We start from the raw sequence: 20,053 nt of genomic DNA, 5'->3' as shown, positions 1-20,053 counted from the left end.
CCGTGCGGGGACATCGGGCGTCTCTCTCACCACCGTACGACGGTCCCGCCGTCCGGGTGGGCGGGGGCCCAAGGTCGCCGCACGGCGCCGTGACGTTCCGCGGAGAGGGAACGGAGACCTCCGCTGCGTAGCGTCCCCGGCAGAGCAGCGCGTCCTCCGCCCGTGCCGCGACGCCGTCATGGCGCGGCTCCGGGCCGGGCCGGCCGCCGCCCATTGCCGAGAAAGGGATCGACATTGGACGAGAAGGTCCTCGACGCCCAGACGTGGGTCAACGCGACCTACGGAAGCGTCTCCGGATACGTACGGTGCCCCGAGGACGGCCGCACAGGCTGGTCCACCATGAACGCCCTCGTGATGGGCCTCCAGCACGAACTGGGCATCAGCCCGGTCGTCGCCAGCTTCGGCCCGACCACGATGTCCAGGCTGCAGGCCCTGGGTGACATCGGCTTCGGCTGGGACAAGAACACCAACATCGTCCGCATCATCCAGCACGGCCTGTTCTGCAAGGGCTACTGGGGGGCCAACGGCTACGGCGGCTACGGCGCCGTGACCACCGAGGCGGTCAAGAGCCTTCTCGTCGACATGGGCCTGCCCGACGGGGGCACCGGCACCGCCGGCGGTGTCACCACCCCGAAGATCTTCAAGTGCATCCTGAACATGGACGCGTACACGAAGGTCAGCGGCGGCACGGACGACATCCGCTCGATCCAGCGCTGGCTCAACGGCAACTACTGGACCAGGGACGCCTACAGCATCGGCCCCTGCGACGGGATCTACTCCCGCGACGTGCAGAAGTCCATGATGATCGCGATCCAGTACGAACTCGGGATCGCCGCCCCGAACGGGAACTTCGGTCCGGCCACCCAGGCCGGGCTGCAGACCAAGAACCTCGGCGAGGGCAGTTCCGGCCTGTGGGTGCAGCTGTTCTCCGCCGCCTGCGTGTTCAACTCCCCCGTCCCCACGGGAACGAGCGAGACGGGCACCCCCACCACGTGGCGCAGCAGCTACGACTCCAAGCTCCGCGAGTGGGTCGAGATCTTCCAGCGCTTCTGCAAGCTGGACGTCAACGGGCGTTCGGACTACCGGACATGGGCGCAGCTCCTGGTCTCCATGGGCGACCCCGACCGCCCCGCCACGGGCTCCGACACCCGGTTCGAGATCACCGCCTCCCGCGCCCAGTGGCTGCGCAACAACGGCTACGAGGTCGTGGGCCGCTATCTGTACGACCCGCCGGGCTCGACCCTGGACAAGGAGATCAAGCCGGGCGAGCTGAACACGATGTTCAGCAACGGGCTGAAGGTCTTCCCGATCTACCAGGACAACGCCCGCCAGCTCTCGGACTTCACCTACAGCCAGGGCTACCAGCACGCCCTCAACGCCCACAACCTGGCCTCCGGTTACGGCTTCAACCGCGGGACCGTCATCTACTTCGCGGTGGACTACGACGCCACCCGCGACGAGATCGACGCGGCGATCGTGCCGTACTTCCACGGAGTGGCCGCCGGCCTGGCCTACAACGGCAGGCGCTACGTGCACGGCGTGTACGGCTCGCGGAACGTGTGCACCGTCGTCAGCCGGCAGACCGGGGCCCGCTACTCGTTCGTCTCGGGCATGTCATGGGGCTTCTCCGGCAACCTCGGCTTCCCGATCCCCGCGAACTGGTCGTTCAACCAGATCAAGGAGTTCAAGGTCACCAACGGGTCGGACACCTTCGACCTCGACCGTGACGTGATCTCCGGCATCGACCCCGGCCAGAACAGTGTGAACAAGCCGTCGGGCCCGGCGGACGGCTTCATCGACTACGTCCAGCGCCTGTACGACCACGCCGTGGCCTACCCGGGCGAGGGCGACCCGAACCAGCTGGTCATGGAGTACATCCGGCACAAGGCGTACGGCGGCGGCGACTGGGACTTCCTGATCGGGTCGTACAACTCGGAGTTCGTCGACTACGCCAACGGAAAAGGCATGTCGGTGATGACCGACTTCACCGACCCGTACACGGCGTACGAACTCGGCGCCGAGCATCTCATGGCGTCCGCCAACGGGCACTTCGTCTCCTGGATGCCGTCCAACCCGCGTTCGGTGAACGCGGGCGACGTCGCGGGCTGGGGCGGCGACCTGCTGACCCTCTACGTCGACTGGCGCCGGGCCTCGGACCAGTACCCCGACGGCCGCAACTTCGTGCAGCTGAAGATGGCCAAGGTCGGGGTCGCGTCCAGCTTCGGCTACAACGACCTGATCGAGGACGCGGACGCCTGGCTGCTGGCCAAGGCGGTCCGTGACGGGAAGACGATCGTCCAGGCCGTCCGCGACCTCTACAACGGGGGCGGTGGCCTGACACGCTTCAGCCGCTACTGGAGCGGGCGGTTCAGCGGCAACGCGGAGGACGCCAAGTTCCTCGCCCACAACATCCTCACCGCGGCCGACGACGCCAAGGTCATCGCCGCCCAGATCGGGCTCGTGACCGTACGGGGCGGGATCAAGACGCTGCCCGCGATGCTCGGGTACGACGACCTGGAGCCCTTCGAGCAGGGCTTCGTCGACGTGATGCTGGCCCGCACGGGAACCGAACGGCGCCTGCGTGCCACCTATGAAGCGAACCACGCGAAGTACCTGAAGGCCGCCGGGAGCCGCGCGGCCCGCGAATGAACGAAGGGACCACCCCGTAAGTGAACGCCGTCTCGGCACTGGCCGCCATCGCACTCCCCCCACTCGTCCTGGCCGTGTTCGTGCTGAGCGTCTGGAAAACCGCGCGCGGTCTCACCACCCGCCGTTGGGAACGCCCCGGTTGGTGGGCGTTCCCGGCGGTGGTGCTGACCGGGCTCGGCTGCGTCGTCTGGTTCACCGGGGTCTTCTCCGGCGGTCTCGACGTCCGGGAGGCCTGCGCCTCCCGGGGAGCGGGCTACGACGACGCCTACCGGTCGGAGTCCTGGCGCGAGCCGTCCCGGTGGTTCCCCCTGCACAACAAGTGCAACGCCGGATTCGACCTGGTCCCCGCCTGGGTCAACCCCACTCTCGTCGCCATCGCGCTGCTGCTCGTCGGCTGTGCCGCGGGCGCCGTCGCGACGGCGGTCATCGGAAGGAAGAAGCGTGAGAAACAAGATTGACCGACGCGGTGTGCTCCTCGCGGGCGCCGCGATAGGAGCCACCACGGCCCTGGCCGGCCTGCCCGGCACCGCGTACGCCGCCCCGGCCGTCCCGTCGGCCGCCGGCGCTCCCACCGGCCGGCGCTGGGCGGGTGCGAAGTCCGCGAACGGCTGGCCCGTCCTCGACGAGGCGGAGCTCTTCACGATCGAGGGCTCCGGGCGGTCCGTGCGTCTCGCGGGCGGTGACGCGGCGGTGATCCTGCTGCACGTGGCCCGCCGCTTCCACTACGAGATCGACCAGCTCCGCGAGGGCGACGTCACGGGCCACCGGACGGCGCGCACCGTGGCCGAGGACTACGAGTCCAACTACCTGTCGGGCACCGCCCTGGCGATCCGTCCGCTCGCCTACCCGGCAGGCGTCAAGGGCGGCCTCTACCCGCACGAACTCGTCGTGGTGCGGGACATCCTCGCCGAGCTTGACGGTGCGGTCGTATGGGGCGGCGACCTCGCCACCCCGAAGGAGTCCCACTTCGAGCTCGCGCACAAGCCGGGCCACCCCAAGGTGAAGGGCGTGGCCCGCACCATTCGCGGATGGCAGGCGGGCCCCGGCGACGCGGGCGCGGGCACGGTCGACGCCTTCGACCCGAAACGCCGCAGCAGGGCCGAGGCGTTCGCGCGCAGGGCGGCGTAACCCCGGACGTGGTCCGCGCGGACGGCGGGGCTCCCCTGCCGTCCACGCGGACCAGGGCTGCCTGGTTCCCTTCCGATGCGCACCGGAAGGCCGCAGGCGTCGTGCCGGGTTGTCAGTGCCACCTGCTTCCATGACGACATGAGCACTGTGCACGAGACCGCCGCCCTCCTGCCCGATCCCGACGAGCTCCGTCTCCATCTGCGCGCGCTGGCCGTTCTGGACGCCGCTCTCGGCGACGATCCGGCCTTCTGCTGCTACACCTTCGACGCCGCCTGGGGCCCCGGCGAGGAGGCGGCCCTGATGGACAACGGCTCGGGGGACGACTTCTCCGTCCTCTTCACCCCGGACGGTGTGCTCATACGCGGCTTCGACCACGAGTCGCAGATGAGCCCGTACGGGTCGGACGACGAGGAGGTCTGGCCCGGAGTCATCGACGACGTGCCCGCCGCACTGCGCCCGATCCTGGACGAACCCGCCTTTCGCGAGGAGGGCTCCGACGTCCCTCGTGTCACCGCCTGTCTGTGGCGGGAGACCGGCGACACGGCCTGGCGTACCGGCTCGGGGATCTGCTTCCCGCCCGGCAGCGAGGACCCGGACGGCTCCGGTCACCTCTTCCATCTCCTCACGGACCGCTCCCCCGAGGCGGTCCAGGCGTACTTGGAGGACTACTACGAGCGTCCTGTCCCGCTCGAAGCCGTCCGTCACGTCCTCGCCGGACATGCCCTCACCCCTGCGATCAGCGCGGCCCTCGACCCGGCCGCCCTCTCGGACGACGCCCTGCTCCGCAGGATCGCCGCGCATCCCGAGGTCTCTTCCTACCTGGCCTGCCACGGCGAGTTCGACCTCGCCCGCACCGACCCGATCGAGTCGATCGCCCTGCCCAACGGCCTCATGGCGGAGCCCGTCGCCGGATGCAACGCGGGAGGCACCCACTACCTCTGCGGCCCGGCGTTCCCCGGCCACCCGCGCCCGGTCCTCTACACCGACTCCGAGGGCCAGGCCGCACTGATCGCCGATTCGCTCGCCGACGCCCTGACCCTCGCCATCACCCTCCCGTCCTGGCCGGACGCCCTGGCCGGCTTCCGCCCCCCGGTCCTCGGCTCCGACTACCTGGAGGACCACCCGGACCACCCAGCCGTACGCGACCGTCTTCTCGCCGCCCTGGGGCTTCCACCGGTAGGCGACCAGGAAGTGCTGATGCGTCTCCTCACCACGGCCGCCCGCACCGTCCCCGACGGCTTCCTCCCGTACGTTCCCGGCGAGGAGGACTGCTCCTTCCAGCCGATGCTCGAACCGCCGGGCGGCCCGAGCCCTTCGACCCCGGAACCGAGGTGAGAAGTCAGCACGCCTCACGAGCACGGCAGGTGACCTCATGCCGTGCCCGTACCCGTGCCCGTGCCCGTGCCCGTGCCCTGAGGAGATCGGCCACGGCAGCCTGTGCGCCACCAAGGCTGACCGACGGCGCTGCAATGATCGGCATCACTTCGCCCTGGACGGCCTCGCCGAGATCGTGGCCTCCTACGAAGCCGAGCACGCGCCACTGAGCGAAGCCGAAGCCCAGGCCGCGCAGAGCGAACTGTTCGGTGACGCACCGGCGCCCTGCGCATCGAACGACAACACCGTACGAAGGAGCCTGCGGCCGTGTCCCTGGTGCTCGGCTCCCGGGCGCTGTCGCCGCTGCGTGAGTCCGCCGGTGATCAACGGCGCAGCACCCCCCTCGCAGGGCCTGCACTCACTAGGGTTGGTTCATGACCGCACTGCCCGACTGGATGCGCCCGCCTCGCGCGGAAGGCTGGTTCGCAGAGGATCTGGACCTCCTGCCCGAGGCACCCCGCCACACGGAGCTGATCGATGGAGCCCTCGTCTTCGCGATGTCGCCCCAGAGGTGGTGGCACGGCCACCTCGTCACCATGTTCACGGTCGCGCTCATGGAACAGGTGCCCGCCGATACCAGGGTCAGCCGCGAGATGACCATCAAGCTGGACCCTCGCAACCGCCACGAACCGGACCTGCTGGTGACAACGGCCGATTTCGACGGTGACCGCACCTGGTTCGCACCGGAGGAAGTCCGGCTCGTCATCGAGGTCGTCTCACCCGAGTCCGCCCATCGCGATCGCACGGTGAAGCTTCGCAAATACGCCGAGGCGGGCATCCCGCACTACTGGTGCATCGAGGACGAGGAAGGGGCGCCCGTCGTCCACGTCTACGAGCTCGACGAACCCACTGGCGCCTACGCGCCCGCCGGGATCTTCCGTGGCACCCTCCAGCGCCCGGTGCCCTTCGAGATCAGCCTTGAGCTCGACAGGCTGACGCCGCCGCGCAGCAGCTGAAAGGCCGGCACGGAGCTACGGGACTTCGACGTTGGGTTGCGTTGGCTCCCGACGGCTTGGCTCCCGACGGCCGTTTACGGGGGTCCTGCGGACTGGCTGCGGACTGGCCGGGCATCCCCGAGGCAGAGAAATCCATGGCACCTCGGCGGGACTTGCAACGAGACTGCGCGGGTGAGCGACTCTTACCCCTGCCCCTGCTGCGGGCACCGCGTGCTGGGCGAGATGCCCGGCTCGTACGAGATCTGCCCCGTCTGCTTCTGGGAGGACGACGGGGTCCAGTCCCGCTGGCCGACCATGGCAGGCGGGGCGAACAAGGTTTCCCTGGCCGAGGCCCAACGGAACTACCGAAACTTCGGCGCCTGCGATGAGCACGGCCGCCGGTTCGTCCGCCCGCCGGCCGAGGACTGCGCCCCGTGGCCCGACGACCGCTCGGTGCTCTGCTGGTGGCTGCCCACCTTTTGGCGCCGGAACCACTCCGCGTAATGACCTCCCGCATCGAGACACTCGTCCAGCAGCTCGACGGCAAGGCCGACGCGTCCTACGACGCCCGCGCGGAGCTGATCTGGATCGGCGCCGACGCCATACCCGCCGTCATCGTCGGCCTGTCTTCCCTCGGCGGCATCGGTCAGCTGACCGCCATCGAGGTCTTCGAGGAGGTGGGCGATCCCCGTTGCGGCCCCGCTCTCATCGGACTGCTGGAGAGCGACAACCCGACCGTCCGCGAACGGGCGGCCATGGCCCTGGCGAGCCTGGAGATCGACGGGGCCATCGAGCCCCTGCGCCACGCCTATCGCGCCTGCCTGGAAACGGGCGACCTCTCCGGACTGGACCGAGTCTGTCGGCATCCGCTGTGCCCTGACCGAACTCGGCGCACGCACCCCCGTCGTCCCGCCGCTCACCGTGCGCCTACGACCCACCACTGCGGACAATGCCCCCGGCTGGCCTTCAGCCCACTTCACCGAGCTCATCAACGACCTGGCCGACCACGCCCAGGTGATCCTCTACTCCCAGTTCTGGCGAGTGGACGCCGGCGGCACATACGGCGTCTCCGGCCCCGCCCTGGACTGGGAACTCGACTGGACCGCGCCCTGGGAGCACCTGGTCGAGGAGTCCCGCACCTGGTCCCTGCTGGAAGCCTCAGAAGCCCCCACCGGCAGCAACATCTTCGTCGCCCCCACCTGGATCGACCGTACCGACCTGCACCCGGAGAGGTGACCGATGACGTCCCAGCACCCCGAGGAATTCGGCTACGGCCACGTGGTCGAGAGCTACGTGACGAGGATGTACGGCGGCCTCCCGCGCTATCTCGTACTGAATGGCGGGCGGTTCCTGGGCCCCCGATGGTGGCACACCACCCGCTTCACCCGACACCTACTGAACGACGCCGCCTCGATCACCGACGAGGAACTGGAAGCTCTCCTCGGGTACGAATGGCGCTCGCGCCTCACCGCCGCCTGGCTGATCGGCGTCGACCGCCGTGAACGGTTCCGGGCACGCATCGGCGACCTGCTCCTGGCCAGCGAGGTCTGCTACTCCGGCGGTGCCTACTGCTTCGCCCTGGCCCGCTTCGGCTCGCACGCGGACGCCGAGATCCTCACCGCTTACCTCGACTGCTACCTCCCCCGCGCCGACCTCCACTACGACCAGCCAGCCGCCCTGGGCGCCCTCCTCCGCCTCGATGCCCTCCTCGGCACCCACCACGCCGACCGCTTCACGGAGCCCGACGGCCTCTGGGACGAGTGGGTCAAGGGCATGGGACGCCTCGGCTACCCCAGCCACACCCCCGCCGACCAGCGCCGCTGGACTGACCTCCAATGCGACTTCGCCAACGGCTGGCGACGTCTGTAGGCCGCGGCGCAATCACCGGATCCAGGTCCTCAGAGCTCGTGACACGATCTTGCTGAAACGGGCCTGGTAGGCCGTGACCGGTGTGATGATTCGGCCGTTCGTGAGGGTGTGGGTACTCGACCGTGGATCGTGGACGATGAGTTGTGGGCGTTGATCGAGCCGTTGCTGCCGCCGCGGCCGGAGCGGTCTCCGGGGCCGCGGCCGGTGTCGGATCGGCTCTGTCTCCAGGGCATCCTGTTCGTCCTGTACGACGACATAGCCTGGCAACTCCTGCCGCTGGAGCTGGGGTTCGGCTCGGGGCAGACGTGCTGGCGGCGGCTGGACCGGTGGCAGAAAGCGGGAGTCTTCGACCGGCTGCACCAGCTCCTGCTCGCGAAGCTGAATGCGGCCGGCGAACTCGACTGGGGGGCGCCGACACTGGTCCGTCGCCGGTCGACCGGCGGAAGACGGGCAGCAAACACCACCTGATCTGCGACGGACGCGGGACCCCGCTCAAGGTCATCACGACGGCGGCCAACGTCAACGACGTCACCCAGACCCTCGCCCTCATCGACGGAGTCCCGCCCGTCGCGGGCCGCCGAGGCTGGCCCCGCCGAAGGCCCGAAGCCCTGCTCGGCCCGCTGGGAGCGCCGCACCGAACTCCACGACGCCTTCGTCTCCCTGACCTACAGCCTCATCTGCTGGAGACGCCTCAAGAAAGCCAGTTCATGAACGTGTTACGAGCTCTACGGACCCCGCTCCTACTGAGCCGGACCAAGGGAAGTCACACCGCCACGAGCCGGACCCGCTCACCGCACAGCTTGGCCATGTCGTCAATATCGGAAGTCAGCATGACCACGGGGCGGTGCTGTCGCAGCGCGGCCTCGGCGACGGCCGCATCGATCGCGTACTTGTGTCCGTGCAACCCGGCATTCATCAGCAACTTCGAGGCCGCCCTCGCCTCCTCGTCACCGACCGGAACGACCCGCAGCCCGGAAAGCACCCAGTTCAGGCGTGACTTCTTCGTACGGGCGTGGACGGCTTCGATGATAGTGAGCGCACTGATCACGACCTCCATGCCGCGAGCGCGCCTCAGCGATCAGAGCCACCACCTGCTCGTCATCGGCGAACAGCTTCGAGAGCCCCTCGCTGTCGAGCACCAGCGTCCCCTCGTGACTCAGCCTGCGGCGGGCCACTCGGCCTCCTCGGCGAACACCTCGTCGAAGACCTGCCGCGCCCGCTGCCGGGCCGACTCGGAGACCGGCCCCTTGCGGCTCTCGTAGTCCGCCAAGTACTCATCCAGAACCTGGCCACGCAGCTCACGCTCGACCGCCTCGGCGATGAACGCGGAGAACTCCCGCTTGCCCACCCGAGCCCGGATCGCCTCCGCGGTCCCCTCCGGCAGCGACAAGCTCACCCGCGTCGCAGGCCCTTCCCCGATGCTGTACGTCGCCTCACCCATGCCCCGATTGTGTCAAACGAGTAGGAAAAGCGCCACGTCCGCACTACCTTCACAGCTCGGTCAGCGCCCCGCTCAGCAAATCCCAGCACGGGAAAAAAACAAAGGGTCCGACTCCGAAGAGTCGGACCCCATCTGACCTGCACGTTTGCCGGATCAGCGACGTGGTGTCACGTCACCCGTCACCCGTTGAAGCGGAATGTCTGCCCACTAACCCTGACCTGCGGCGGAGTCGCATGCAGCGCTCTGACCAGGCATTTGTCCGTTGGCGTGCGTTGGGTTCCGACGGTCGCTTGTGGGTGTCCTGCGGACTCTGTGCGGACTGCGGACACGGCCGTGTCCGCACAGTGAAAGCGTGGCCCCGGACCCAAGAGCGACACTCTCCATGCGCTCTCCGGAAAGATGCTGCCACGAGACCGACGACGTGGCACGTCACGGATAACGCACAGTTCGCCGGCGGCCCCGTTTGCCACCTGTGCGATGGCCAGTTTCCGGAGTGAGTAGCGACGCCGTAGCGCACCCAATGGCGGCCAGTCAGCTATGGCCGCCAAGGTGACTCGACTCACGACGCTCTCTTCAGCAACCAGGTCAGGGTTCACGCGGACCAAATCGCTGGCTGCGCCGCGGCCGAGCAAGGCCAGTCTCAGATGTTCGACGCGCCCGACACGACGTCCAGGATCATCGCTACATGGCCTTCACCGAGTCGGTCGGCTTGACCAGCGCTTCGTCCTGAATCTCCGGCCCGTGGAGCGAGATCTTCCCCAACTTAAGCAGATGGTGTATCAGCGGCTTCCAATCGGGCCATGTAGTCCGAACGAAGGCGCTTAACCTCTTCCTCTATTGTAATAAGAGTACCCCGCTCATCCCGGAAAGGACGGTTCGGGTCACCTCGGAAAGACAGCCAATTGAAGCTCGTCACGACAGCATACGAGTGATCCACGATTAGAATTTTCGCATGGGTGTCGCCCAGTCGAATAAAACGGAATTTATCGAATTCGACAGCCAGTCTTTGAAGTCTCTTCTCTGCCGCCCGATCACGTTCATTGATAAATTTCCCATCATCAATCCCGTAACCGATCACCACTGCAACATCCGACTCCAGTAGACGCCTAACTCCCTTAACGAATCGATCATCGATTACCGCAGCCCGAATCCATGGCGAGATAATCAATAGTTGCTCTTTAGCTGCGTCAAGAGCATCGGCCAGGAGTGGTGCGTGTTCATGTACTTCAAGAACTCGAACAGGGATACGCTTCAGTGTCGCTTCTGCATCATCTAGACGCCTAGCTACACCAGTCGCTAGATCTACGAGCTGCTCTCTCTTTTCAGCAGATGCTTTTTCGGTCTGCTCTTCCAAGCTGGAGAGTTGAACTCTAAAATTCTCCGTCGTCCTCCTAATTGTTTCAACCTCGGCGTCATCTGCCCGTTGCTTGATAAGTTCGTCGCCAAGCAACGCATCCACCACGGAATCAGCATCCCGAAGCGATCCGACGATTCCGATTTTGCGCTGCCCTTCCGCTTTCGCGAAGGCTAGATCATGCTGCTCGCTGACCCTACCGTCAATCGCAAATTGCACGTAAATTTCTTCCGGGCGATCTACAGATTCAAAAACCAGAGCAAGGGCGCGCACAAAGAATTTCTCTCGCTTTCCATCGAGAGTCATTACCGTCAATAGATCATGCTGGGCGGTTTCCGTGATGCGCCGAAGGACCGATGCTACGGCCGAGGTGTCCTCTGGGCTTACAGCCGGAGGGTCTGCCGGAAAGGCGGGAATCTCCAAGATGTGCAGATCCCTAAGGTCCCGAGGGCGCCAGCGCATAGATTTTTCGACAAAAACATATTTGCGCGTCAATCCATCATATGCCATCCGAAGAGTTCGCTCTTCCGGGGTAATATCTGTCAGCTCTTTCGCCGCCCGCTTTCCACGGTCAGAAAGTACATACCGAACCACTTGCGTCTTGCTTGTGCCTGCCACAGCAATAATGTGCCCCGAGAGGACGAGCCGCCCCATGGCAGCATCTACCACTTCCACAGGAAGCACGAGAAAGCCGGCTACGTCGTCACTGACGGCGAGTCCAGCCTCGATGCAGCGCAAAATGAACTCGTCGAGAACGCCTAGCGACTTATTTTTGAGGAGCCTGCAGCGAATCGGTACATCCCAATGAGGAAGTCCTACCTCTCTGTAGGTCACCAACCGATACCCGGGGCGCTTGGACAGCCTCCGCACCGTCTCCTCGACGGCAAATTCATTCATGGCTACTCCGCCGTTTCAATTTTGCAGTCGCTGGCACGGACCATGTAATTGCGAATTTTGTACAAGGGGTTGACCGACTCGGAAGCAGATTCAATGAATCCGGCGTCACCCACGATCACAAGCGCGTCCCGGGCGCGAGAGACTGCAACATTGATGCGCTCCTCGCTTCGGAGAAACCCTAGATCCCCACTATCGTTGGACCTTGTGACGCTGAAGATTGCAATATCCGCCTCCTGCCCTTGATAGGAATCTACGGTTGCAACCCTGACTTTCAACAGCGATCGACCCAAGTCACCGCTGGCAAGGGTTTCGGTGATCTCGCGCCTTTGGGCTTCGTATCCTGTCAACACAGCAACGCTCAAGGGATCCGAATTTTGCTGCTCTGCCACCCATTGAAGACGATCCAGAATCCCAGCGATTACTCGCGCTTCACCCTTATTGCGCATGCTTTTACCCGAGCGGCTTTCACGCCTGTCTTGCCTCTTTACCGTGTTCATCCAAACAGCAGCGGAGCCCAAGGCCATCTGCACAACTGGTGACAGGTTTCGCGGTTCCGAGGTGAGGTCGCCGCCATAGAAACATGTGCTCACCAATTGGCCGATGGCAGGGTGCATACGATGCTGATGCGTCAGTGAGACTTTGCATGAATCAGGCAGGCGTTCGGAAAGGACAGAGAAGAGTGTTTCGCGAACCTGTTCTCGCGTGATATTGAACTGGTCCAAAAGCGAGGGCGCTTCCAGAGCCTGCTCGACGAATGGCGGAAGTTGTCGATCATCTCCCACGAGTACCCACCGGCGGCTAGCTGCCAACGGTACAAGGGACTCGGTTGTTGTCGCCTTCGACGCTTCGTCGATAATGCACAGATCATAGTGCGTTGATTCTGCTCCTCGGACACCCGTCAGACCCACGCAAGTAGCTGCCACGACCTGTGCACGCGCTATGAGAACTGCGGTAAAATCCTTACTCCTACCGAAACGTTCTTCCCAATCAGAGGCAATGGCCTGAAGGCTCGTCAAGCGTGGGTCATCGACAGCGGATCGAGAGAGAGCCGAGTTGATTAGATCCTCAATCGAGGTATTGCCGTCTTTCCCCATCTCTTCGATCAGGACGCGGCGAGCATTCTCGCGAGCAGTAACTTGAGTTTGAAGATCATCCCGCCACTCGGCAAGTCGCGCCTCCATCTCGACGAGATTCGCTCCAAGCGGTCCGCCTGTTTCCAGTTGCGAGGCAAGATCCAGGCCAATCTGGATGAACCGTTCGGCCGCTGCGGCCAGTTCCGTCCCGGATCCGTGTTGTGCAGCGCTCTCGATGGTCGACGCTACATCGAGGATCGGCCCCGCCATGGAGTTCACACGCTCAATTTGTTCCATCAACACGCGCCGGTTGCCTTGCTCGCTACTCAGTTGGGATTCGAGCTCACGTGCACGCTCTTGGCGACGCCGCAATTCGAGAGCAGAATTCTTAAGGTCTGTAGCATCAAGATCAATACCAAGACGTGCGGCGTACTCCTTAATAAACCTTCGGCTTTCCTTCAGGACGGAAATGCGCCATTTATCCATCTGGGGAATGATCGACAGAGGCTCAACATCCTGGGCAAGCCTGTCTGAACGACCCAGCCTAAGCAGCGTGGCTGTGGGTTCCAATTCCTGAATGCGCAGCAGAGCATTGTCCAATGCGATGTGCGTTTGCGAGGTGAGCACGATCCGAGAATCTGGATTGCTGCGTAGGTGTTGCGCAACGAGTTCTGCGATAAACGTCGTTTTTCCAGTCCCTGGAGGCCCCTGAACAAGTAGAAAGTCGCGCGCTCCCAGCGAAGCCGCCACGGCTTTCCGTTTAGCTTCATCGAGGCCCGCTTGCGCATATTCGTCAATTTCCACAGCTTGTGGCACGGCGCTCTTGCGCGGATCCAGGAGTATTTCTCGAAGATCCGGACGTGCTGATTTGCGATTTACGATGTGGTCCAGCGCGTCACGCTCCCTCTTGAGTTTTGACTTGGATGCCTCGGCATCGAATTCAAGAGTGCCATGCCTAGGTAGTTCGCCGGCACTTCCTTTAGTGATGTAGAGGATCGCCTCGTTATTTTCGACCCCTTCGACTTCGCCAAATAGAACTCGCCGATTCCCGGAACGGACGAGTCTGGACTCTCCCGGTTCTAGTCCTGAGCCGTCCGCCACCGTGAAGCGAACTCTGTTTCCATCACGCCGAAATTTATCGTAAGTGACCCGGCTTCCTCTCTCATTTTCGAGGAAGAATTTGGCATTAAGAGTCGAGCGCCAGGACGAGAAAGCCTCCGCCTCAGCCGAAAGGACCTCAGACTCAGCTCTCTCGGCGTCTTTTTCGCTTACCATCGCCATCTGGTCGGCAAGCTCACCAGCTGCTCTGACTGGATCCGTAGGGACGCTGAGGCGTAGCTTCATCCTAGGGCGATGCCAATTCGCTCGCGCGAACTCAAGAAGTTGTGCCGGCGCCATTTGAATACGAAGCACACGAAGGATTCCCTGGCGTACTCGGTGGGGCTGAGTGCGGAGGATGTATGTTTGCCCTGCGATCTGCAAGTCGGGAATCGCGCCTACGCGAGCATCGTACGAGAGGGCGCCAACCGCAACGACATCCTCTAGGATCTGCTCCTTGGTCGCACTGTTTCGATATTGCTTGCGAAATGCCTCTAGGACCGAGTTCGGAAGATCAAGGAAGAGTTCGGCTTCGGGTGCCCTCCGTCGTTCCCTGCCGTCCTGGATCGCTGATAGCTGAGCGCGGAGAACGCCAGCACTCCCTGGACGCTCTTCTGTCTTATTTGACAAGCACGGGGAAAGTGCTGAATAAATGTCCGGAGGCAGATCTAGCTGTTCGAAACTAGATCTTACTGATGCTTCATCGGCAGGAATGTTTCCCGACAAGCAAACAACAACCAAGACCGCAAATGAATAGATGTCATAGGCAGCCGTTGGGGTTCGTGTTCCACGTTCCTCCGGGGCGTAGGGGATTGTCCCCAGCGGCGCCATAGTCTGTCCAAGACTAACGGTTTCAGCAAGTCTTGTGGTCCCAAAATCGGCGACCTTAAATCGGCCGTGTTCTGAAACAAGAATGTTCTCTGGCTTGACGTCACGGTGGACGAAACCCTCCGCATGAATGACCTCTAGGCCAGACAAGACATCTCGGGCGACAGGCCAGAAGTCGTCCCATCCTTCTATATTGAGAGCTTCAAGCCCATCAAGGAGATCTTTTTCGAGCCATTCAAAAACTAGGTAAGGTGCTCCGTCATCGCATCGACCCCAGTCGATCATGCGGGCCAGGTTCGGATGGTCTCCGAGAGCCTGGTAGGCGCTTAATTCGTTAGTCCACGCCGCCTTCAGTACGCGATCATCGAGAATCCTTGACGGCTTGAATACTTTAACTGCGACGTTCTCGTTATCGTTTCCAAGGTCCACGGACTTAAATAGTTTCGCATGCCCGCCCTCGCTCGTGGGAGAGTCAGGCATGGCGAAGCGCTGACCAATGATAATCGGCAACGTTAATTCCTCCCCGTTGAACGTCACCGCCCAATTCCATCCGGAGGCGGGCGACCGACGATGCCACGCTCTGATGGCGCACGATCAGTTGTACAACAGTCATTCAGTCAATGGGCGGGCTTGTGGATATTTCGTGCAGGGCCGCAACCCGACGATGCACCAAATGCCCGACTTCGCGCTTATATTAATAATCTCGGGGCGGTATACGCCACCTTGGTCTGCCAACTCAGCTTGGGCGACACCCTCACCAGGCAACATGCTCGTCCGGTGCACTTTGCGTGATCGGTGGGAAACCCCGTGGCAGCGGCCACGTTGACTGGTTCCACAACCGAGTCGGTGATCGGCCGTCCATCCACAACTCCTACGTCCAGCCGTCAAGGGACACCTGGGTGCCACTTCGGAGGTAGCGGCCAAGGGCGCTGGCGGTGGTGTGGACGAAAGCCCCGGGGATGGCGTTGGCGTCGACCCAGCAGACCTGGGAGTGCTTGCGAGGTTCGCGGTTTTCGGGTTCACCGGTCCATTCGTGGGCCGCGAAGACGACCGTGAGGAAGCCGTTGGGGGCTTCAACGCCCCAGGCGCCGTGGATGATGTGGGCGACCTTGAGGGACTCAGGCTTCACCGTGAGGCCCGTCTCCTCGTAGAGCTCGCGGACCGCGGTCTCGGTGATGGGCTCGCCCGGCTCGCTCTTGCCGACCGGCAGGTCCCACTTGCCCTGGGCGAACTTGGCGTTCTCGCTGCGCTGGATGAGGACGACTCGGTTGGTGGCCTTGTCGTGGACGATGACGGCCGCGACCAGCAAGGTCATCGAGTCGAGCGCTGGCTTTAGCGCTTGGGAGCGCTCATCGGTTTGCTGAGCCACGGCATTCCCTTCGTCGGGCGGGTTGTTGGGCATGTTAGGCGAGGGCCTCGCGGGCGCGGCGGGCGAGATCTGCGGCTCCGGGGACGCGGCGGCGCTGGTAGACCGCGAGCGTGGAGCGGAGCGAGGTGATCGCCTTGCGGGTGCGGTCGGAGGTCATGCCCTCCATGAGGACCAGGGCCTGGGTCCAGGCGGCGACCGCTTCGTCGGCGCGGGCCTGAGCGGCGAGGCTGTCGCCGAGGTCGGCATGGGTGAGGGCGTGGACTCGCTTGTACTTCTCCGGGTCCCATCGGGTGAGCGCGTCGCGGTGCTGCTGTTCCGTACCGATGTGGTCGGCGAGGTCGGTCAGCGTGCGTGCGGTGTGGCTGGCCACGGTGCCGGCGGCGGGGCCGCTGACGCCGGAGAAGCTGGGCTGGGGGCCGTCCTCACGCAGGAGTGCGTCTTCGGCGGCGAGCAGAGCACGAGCGGCCAATGGGTTCTCGCCAACGGCTGCGTAGGCACGGGCGTGCGTGATGTGGAGGAGCGCCTCCGTCTGGCCGTCCACGTGGCCGAGGCCGCGAGTGAGGGCTCCTTTGACCAGGTCCACGCAGTGGTGGGGTTGCTTGAGGCTGAGGGACTGGTGGGCGAGGGCGCGCATCATCCAGGCGGCATGGCCGTGGGGGTCGGCTTCGCAGGCGAGCTGGTAGCCGACCTGGTAGTAGCGCTGGGCAGCGCCTTCGTGGCCGAGGTCGTGGTGCTTCCACCCTGCGAGGTAGGCGAGTTCGGCGACAGCGCCGAAGGCGGCCCGGCGTAAGGCTTCTGTGGGGAAGCGGCCGCGCAGCATGGGGGCTGCCGTGTCGGCGAGGTACGCGGTGACTGTGGTCAGGCCGTGCCCGCCGCCGAGCCGTTCGTCGGCGGCGCTGAAGGCTGCCGTGATCTGTCGTACGACGTCGATGTCGTCGCTGCCGACGAGGGAGCGTGCGGTGCGGGCGCGGAGCATCCGCGAGGTGGCTTCGTGGTCGTGCAGGAGCGGCATGGCCACGCCGGCCGTGGTGAAGGCGGCGATGGCGAGGAAGCGGCGGCGCTCGACGTCCGCGCGGCCGAGGTCGGTGACCGCGGTGACGGGGTCGGTGTCCGGTGGCGACTCCGTGTCGGGTGAGTGGAGGCCGAGCTCGGTTCGGGTGACGACGCGTCCCAGCCGCCGGGAGAGGGCTTCGGCGAGGTACTGGCCTGCCTGGCCGGTCGGCCTGCGGGCACCACCCACCCAGTGGGAGATGGCCGACTTGTTCGTCTGGAGCAGTTCGCCGTTCTCGGCGGCGATGCGGCATACGTCCTTGGCGAGCGCGTCATACGTGCACCCGGCGGCGTTGATCGTGTCGCGCAGCTGGGAGTTGGCGCTGGTCGGTGCCGGCACGATCGCCTCCGTCCGGATCCGTAAACCGTGTATACCGCTTGACCTCGCTCACACCGTACCCACTCTGCGTAGCGGACGGTTCACTTATCGACAGCCGCCCCACTCACGGCATCGCGGGCCGGGCGGCCCCCAAGTCCCTTACGCCCTAACGGGCTCGGGCATTCCTGTGCCCCGGGCCCGGACGATCAGAGACGGAGACACGGTGACCACCATCGACACCGCGACCATCACGGTCGAGCTGCCCGAGGCGTTCGACCCGCGGTGGAACCGCCGGCCCGGCATCCAGGTCGGCGGCCGGCGCATCACCATCGACCCGGCCGAGTACTTCTTCCGCTTCGAGTCCAGCGCCTGGCTCGTCGCCGACTGGGAGCTGGTCAAGGCCCAGCTCCTCGACGTGGACGAGACGGCCGAGAGCGCGGTCGAGCAGCTCGCGCTCGACTTCATCAAGAACCACGGCGAATCCACCTCCGACGAGGCCCGCGTGCTGGCGACGGCGTACGGGGTGTACTCGTACCTCTTCCGCGAGGAGCACCTGGCCGGCCTCGGCCTCCTGCAGATCACCCCCGACCACCTGCGCATGCTGCGCGAGGCGGCCACGCTGATGGCGCTCAACAAGGTCGAGCTGGACGGACACATCTCCAACGTCGGCCCGTGCTGGTTCTTCCCCGCCGCCACGTCCGTCGTCTTCGACCTGGACGACGCGACGGGCGGAATGCTGGACGAGGTCTACCACGGCGGCTGGTTCAACGAGCACCGCCGGATCGAGTCCATCAAGGCCCACACCGCGCTCGGCGGCCGGCTCGTGCACGGCTGCCAGTCCGTGCCGGACCAGTCCGGCGGCGTCGTCGCGCCCTACGGTGCCTCGATGGCCAACTTCCGTGACGACCTGGCCGAGTTCAAGGCAGCCTGGATCGAGCAGGTCTACGCCCACCGCGTGACCGCAGCCGAGTAACCCCACCCCAGTACGGCTCCGGGGCGGGCCAGCTCGCGCGCGCCCGCCCCGGAGCCCACCAGTCCCCTGGAGGCCCCCATGGACCAGAGCCTGTCCGCCACCCTGCTGGACGACCTGTGCACCCTCGTCGGCAAACCCCTCCCCGAACGTGCCGAGATTCGTGTCTGGGGCATGTCCGGCGTCGAACGCCTCACCTTCCCCGACGGCACCACAGCCGCTTTCAAGTACGCCAAGGAGCCCTTCGACCGCGAGGCCCAGGCCCTGCGGATGGCCCACCAGCGCGGGCTCCCGGTCCCCGCCCTCCACGCCACCGCCATGCAGGACAAGTGGCTCGGGATGCTCATGGACGACCTCGGCACCCCTGTACGAGACGCCGACGACCTCGACGGCGTCGCCGCCGCCGTCACGCTCCACGCCGCCCGCCCGGCGGGCGGTCTGCCGCTCCTCGACGGGGCGGGCCTCGCGGCCCTGCCCGGCCGAGCCCTCGATCACCTCCAGCGGCTGCGGAAAGCCGACCGATGGACGGACTGCGACGACATCGAGACCGCACTCGGGGAGATCTCCGCCGCGGCCGAGGCCCGTGTCCAGGGGGCGACACTCGACCCGTTCGGCTGGGTGCACTCCGAGTTCCACCCCACGAGCGTCCACATCGGGGAGAACGGCTGGCACCTTCTCGACTTCGCACGCGCCTTCACCGGACCCGGCCTAATCGACCTCGCCTCGTACCACGGCACCACCGACGTACCGAGCCCCTTCCGCATGCGGGTGTTCCTGGAGCAGTACGTCACCGCAGGCGGTCATGAAGACGCCCTCGCCGCCCGGGGCGGCCTGGCCGCAGAGGCATGGGCCCTGGGCTGGCACCGCATGTGGGCCGTGGAGTGGTTCATGGAGCAGGCCATCCGCTGGATCAACGACCCGGCCAAGGACCCCGCGTACATCCCCGTCGTCCGCCGCCACCTGAACGACGTGGTCCAACTCCTGGAGGTCTAGGTGCTCGCCCAGGTCTCCCCCTGGTACGCCCACGCAGCCCAGCGCACAGCCGCTGCCCCCGCGCACGCCCTCACCGCGCCTGCCCGGATGGAATGGAGCACCCACGCGGGCATCGGTCCCGGCGCCGAGATCCTGGGCCGGGACCTGTGCGGCAAACGAGTCCTGGAGCTGGGCTGCGGCCCCGGCCACAACGTGGCCCACCTCGCGAAGCACCACCAGGCCCGCGCCACCGGCGTGGACGTGGTCGGCCTCCAGGTGCGTCGGGCCCGCTCCCACTACAGCCACATCGACGGCGCCACCTTCGCCGCCGGCCACGCACTGCACCATCTACAGGCCACTGGTCAGACCTTCGCCGCGATCTACTCGGTCTTCGGCGCCGTCGGCCTCGTCGCCCCGGAACTCCTTCTCACCGCCATTTCCCGACGCCTGAAACCAGACGGTGTGCTGGCCTTCTCCGTCCCTCACCCGGCACGGGCCGGAAGACATCCGTCCACGGACGACCGTCCGCGCGAGGACTACGTCACCATGCCCGACCGCACCCGACTGCCCCTCGCCCGATGGGAGTTCGACGCCCGCCGCTGGGGAGCACACCTCTCCCGGACCGGCCTGCGCATCACCTCGACGCTGGAGCTGCGGCACCCGCGCCGCGACCCGTGGCCCACCACGCTCCTGATCACCGCCCGCAAACGCTGACCGACGGAGGCAC

The 20,053-nt window shown here is 65.4% G+C and carries 16 protein-coding genes and 3 pseudogenes; 13 read left to right on the top strand and 6 right to left on the bottom strand.

Translation table 11 applies throughout. The features are described from left to right. Positions 1–234 precede the first annotated feature (234 nt). The 10 genes and pseudogenes from ACFYY2_RS07885 to ACFYY2_RS07840 all read left to right on the top strand — a co-directional run. On the top strand, positions 235–2,649 hold the full coding sequence (locus ACFYY2_RS07885) for a glycoside hydrolase domain-containing protein (protein WP_388738458.1): 2,415 nt from the start codon (positions 235–237) through the stop codon (positions 2,647–2,649). Between the two features lie 20 nt (positions 2,650–2,669). Continuing rightward, entirely contained in the window at positions 2,670–3,107 is a 438-nt protein-coding gene (locus ACFYY2_RS07880; RefSeq protein WP_388738454.1) for a hypothetical protein, read from the top strand. Continuing rightward, positions 3,091–3,777, top strand: a complete 687-nt coding sequence (locus tag ACFYY2_RS07875) for a hypothetical protein (protein WP_388738451.1) — start codon at positions 3,091–3,093, stop codon at positions 3,775–3,777. The genes ACFYY2_RS07880 and ACFYY2_RS07875 overlap by 17 nt, the downstream gene beginning before the upstream one ends. Positions 3,778–3,915: 138 nt before the next feature. Next, entirely contained in the window at positions 3,916–5,112 is a 1,197-nt protein-coding gene (locus ACFYY2_RS07870; RefSeq protein WP_388738448.1) for a hypothetical protein, read from the top strand. Between the two features lie 413 nt (positions 5,113–5,525). After that, the gene (locus tag ACFYY2_RS07865) at positions 5,526–6,107 is read left to right on the top strand and encodes a Uma2 family endonuclease (protein WP_388738446.1); all 582 of its coding nucleotides are present in this window, start codon (positions 5,526–5,528) and stop codon (positions 6,105–6,107) included. Between the two features lie 171 nt (positions 6,108–6,278). Continuing rightward, positions 6,279–6,590, top strand: a complete 312-nt coding sequence (locus tag ACFYY2_RS07860; RefSeq protein WP_388738443.1) for a CPCC family cysteine-rich protein — start codon at positions 6,279–6,281, stop codon at positions 6,588–6,590. Continuing rightward, a pseudogene (locus tag ACFYY2_RS07855) lies at positions 6,590–6,841 on the top strand (HEAT repeat domain-containing protein); the annotation flags it as partial. The gene ACFYY2_RS07860 and the pseudogene ACFYY2_RS07855, both read left to right, overlap by 1 nt. A 166-nt stretch (positions 6,842–7,007) precedes the next feature. Next, positions 7,008–7,322 carry a hypothetical protein gene (locus tag ACFYY2_RS07850; protein ID WP_388738440.1) on the top strand — a complete coding sequence of 105 codons (315 nt, stop codon included), beginning with the start codon at positions 7,008–7,010 and terminating at the stop codon, positions 7,320–7,322. A gap of 3 nt (positions 7,323–7,325) precedes the next feature. Then, on the top strand, positions 7,326–7,955 hold the full coding sequence (locus ACFYY2_RS07845; RefSeq protein ID WP_388738437.1) for a DUF6000 family protein: 630 nt from the start codon (positions 7,326–7,328) through the stop codon (positions 7,953–7,955). 63 nt (positions 7,956–8,018) lie between these two features. Then, a pseudogene (locus ACFYY2_RS07840) lies at positions 8,019–8,590 on the top strand (IS5 family transposase); the annotation flags it as partial. Positions 8,591–8,718: 128 nt separating this feature from the next. Here ACFYY2_RS07840 and ACFYY2_RS07835 read toward each other — a convergent pair. The 6 genes and pseudogenes from ACFYY2_RS07835 to ACFYY2_RS07810 all read right to left on the bottom strand — a co-directional run bounded on the left by ACFYY2_RS07835 (position 8,719) and on the right by ACFYY2_RS07810 (position 17,405). Next, positions 8,719–9,130: pseudogene (locus tag ACFYY2_RS07835) on the bottom strand (PIN domain-containing protein). After that, positions 9,112–9,396 (bottom strand): hypothetical protein, encoded by a 285-nt coding sequence (locus tag ACFYY2_RS07830; RefSeq protein ID WP_388738434.1) that lies wholly within the window; start codon positions 9,394–9,396, stop codon positions 9,112–9,114. Before ACFYY2_RS07830 ends, ACFYY2_RS07835 begins: the two are co-directional and overlap by 19 nt. A gap of 763 nt (positions 9,397–10,159) precedes the next feature. Then, on the bottom strand, positions 10,160–11,647 hold the full coding sequence (locus ACFYY2_RS07825; protein ID WP_388738431.1) for a phospholipase D-like domain-containing protein: 1,488 nt from the start codon (positions 11,645–11,647) through the stop codon (positions 10,160–10,162). A gap of 2 nt (positions 11,648–11,649) precedes the next feature. Beyond that, positions 11,650–15,183: an AAA domain-containing protein gene (locus ACFYY2_RS07820; RefSeq protein WP_388738428.1), complete on the bottom strand. Its 3,534-nt coding sequence runs from the start codon at positions 15,181–15,183 to the stop codon at positions 11,650–11,652. A gap of 334 nt (positions 15,184–15,517) precedes the next feature. Then, entirely contained in the window at positions 15,518–16,048 is a 531-nt protein-coding gene (locus tag ACFYY2_RS07815; protein WP_388738425.1) for an NUDIX domain-containing protein, read from the bottom strand. 1 nt (position 16,049) lies between these two features. Then, on the bottom strand, positions 16,050–17,405 hold the full coding sequence (locus tag ACFYY2_RS07810; protein WP_388738422.1) for a tetratricopeptide repeat protein: 1,356 nt from the start codon (positions 17,403–17,405) through the stop codon (positions 16,050–16,052). Positions 17,406–17,607: 202 nt separating this feature from the next. On the opposite strand from ACFYY2_RS07810, the gene ACFYY2_RS07805 reads away from it, so the two are divergent. From ACFYY2_RS07805 to ACFYY2_RS07795, 3 genes are all read left to right on the top strand, one after another. Further along, positions 17,608–18,357, top strand: a complete 750-nt coding sequence (locus ACFYY2_RS07805) for a hypothetical protein (RefSeq protein ID WP_388738420.1) — start codon at positions 17,608–17,610, stop codon at positions 18,355–18,357. A gap of 78 nt (positions 18,358–18,435) precedes the next feature. Then, the gene (locus tag ACFYY2_RS07800; RefSeq protein ID WP_388738417.1) at positions 18,436–19,347 is read left to right on the top strand and encodes an aminoglycoside phosphotransferase family protein; all 912 of its coding nucleotides are present in this window, start codon (positions 18,436–18,438) and stop codon (positions 19,345–19,347) included. Next, positions 19,348–20,040 (top strand): class I SAM-dependent methyltransferase, encoded by a 693-nt coding sequence (locus ACFYY2_RS07795; RefSeq protein ID WP_388738416.1) that lies wholly within the window; start codon positions 19,348–19,350, stop codon positions 20,038–20,040. Positions 20,041–20,053: the final 13 nt, after the last annotated feature.

The sequence above is a fragment of the Streptomyces sp. NPDC001822 genome (genome assembly GCF_042892135.1).
In the GTDB taxonomy this organism is placed as follows: domain Bacteria; phylum Actinomycetota; class Actinomycetes; order Streptomycetales; family Streptomycetaceae; genus Streptomyces.
Note: the sequence above shows the minus strand (reverse complement) of the source record. Positions and strands in the feature narration are given on the sequence as shown.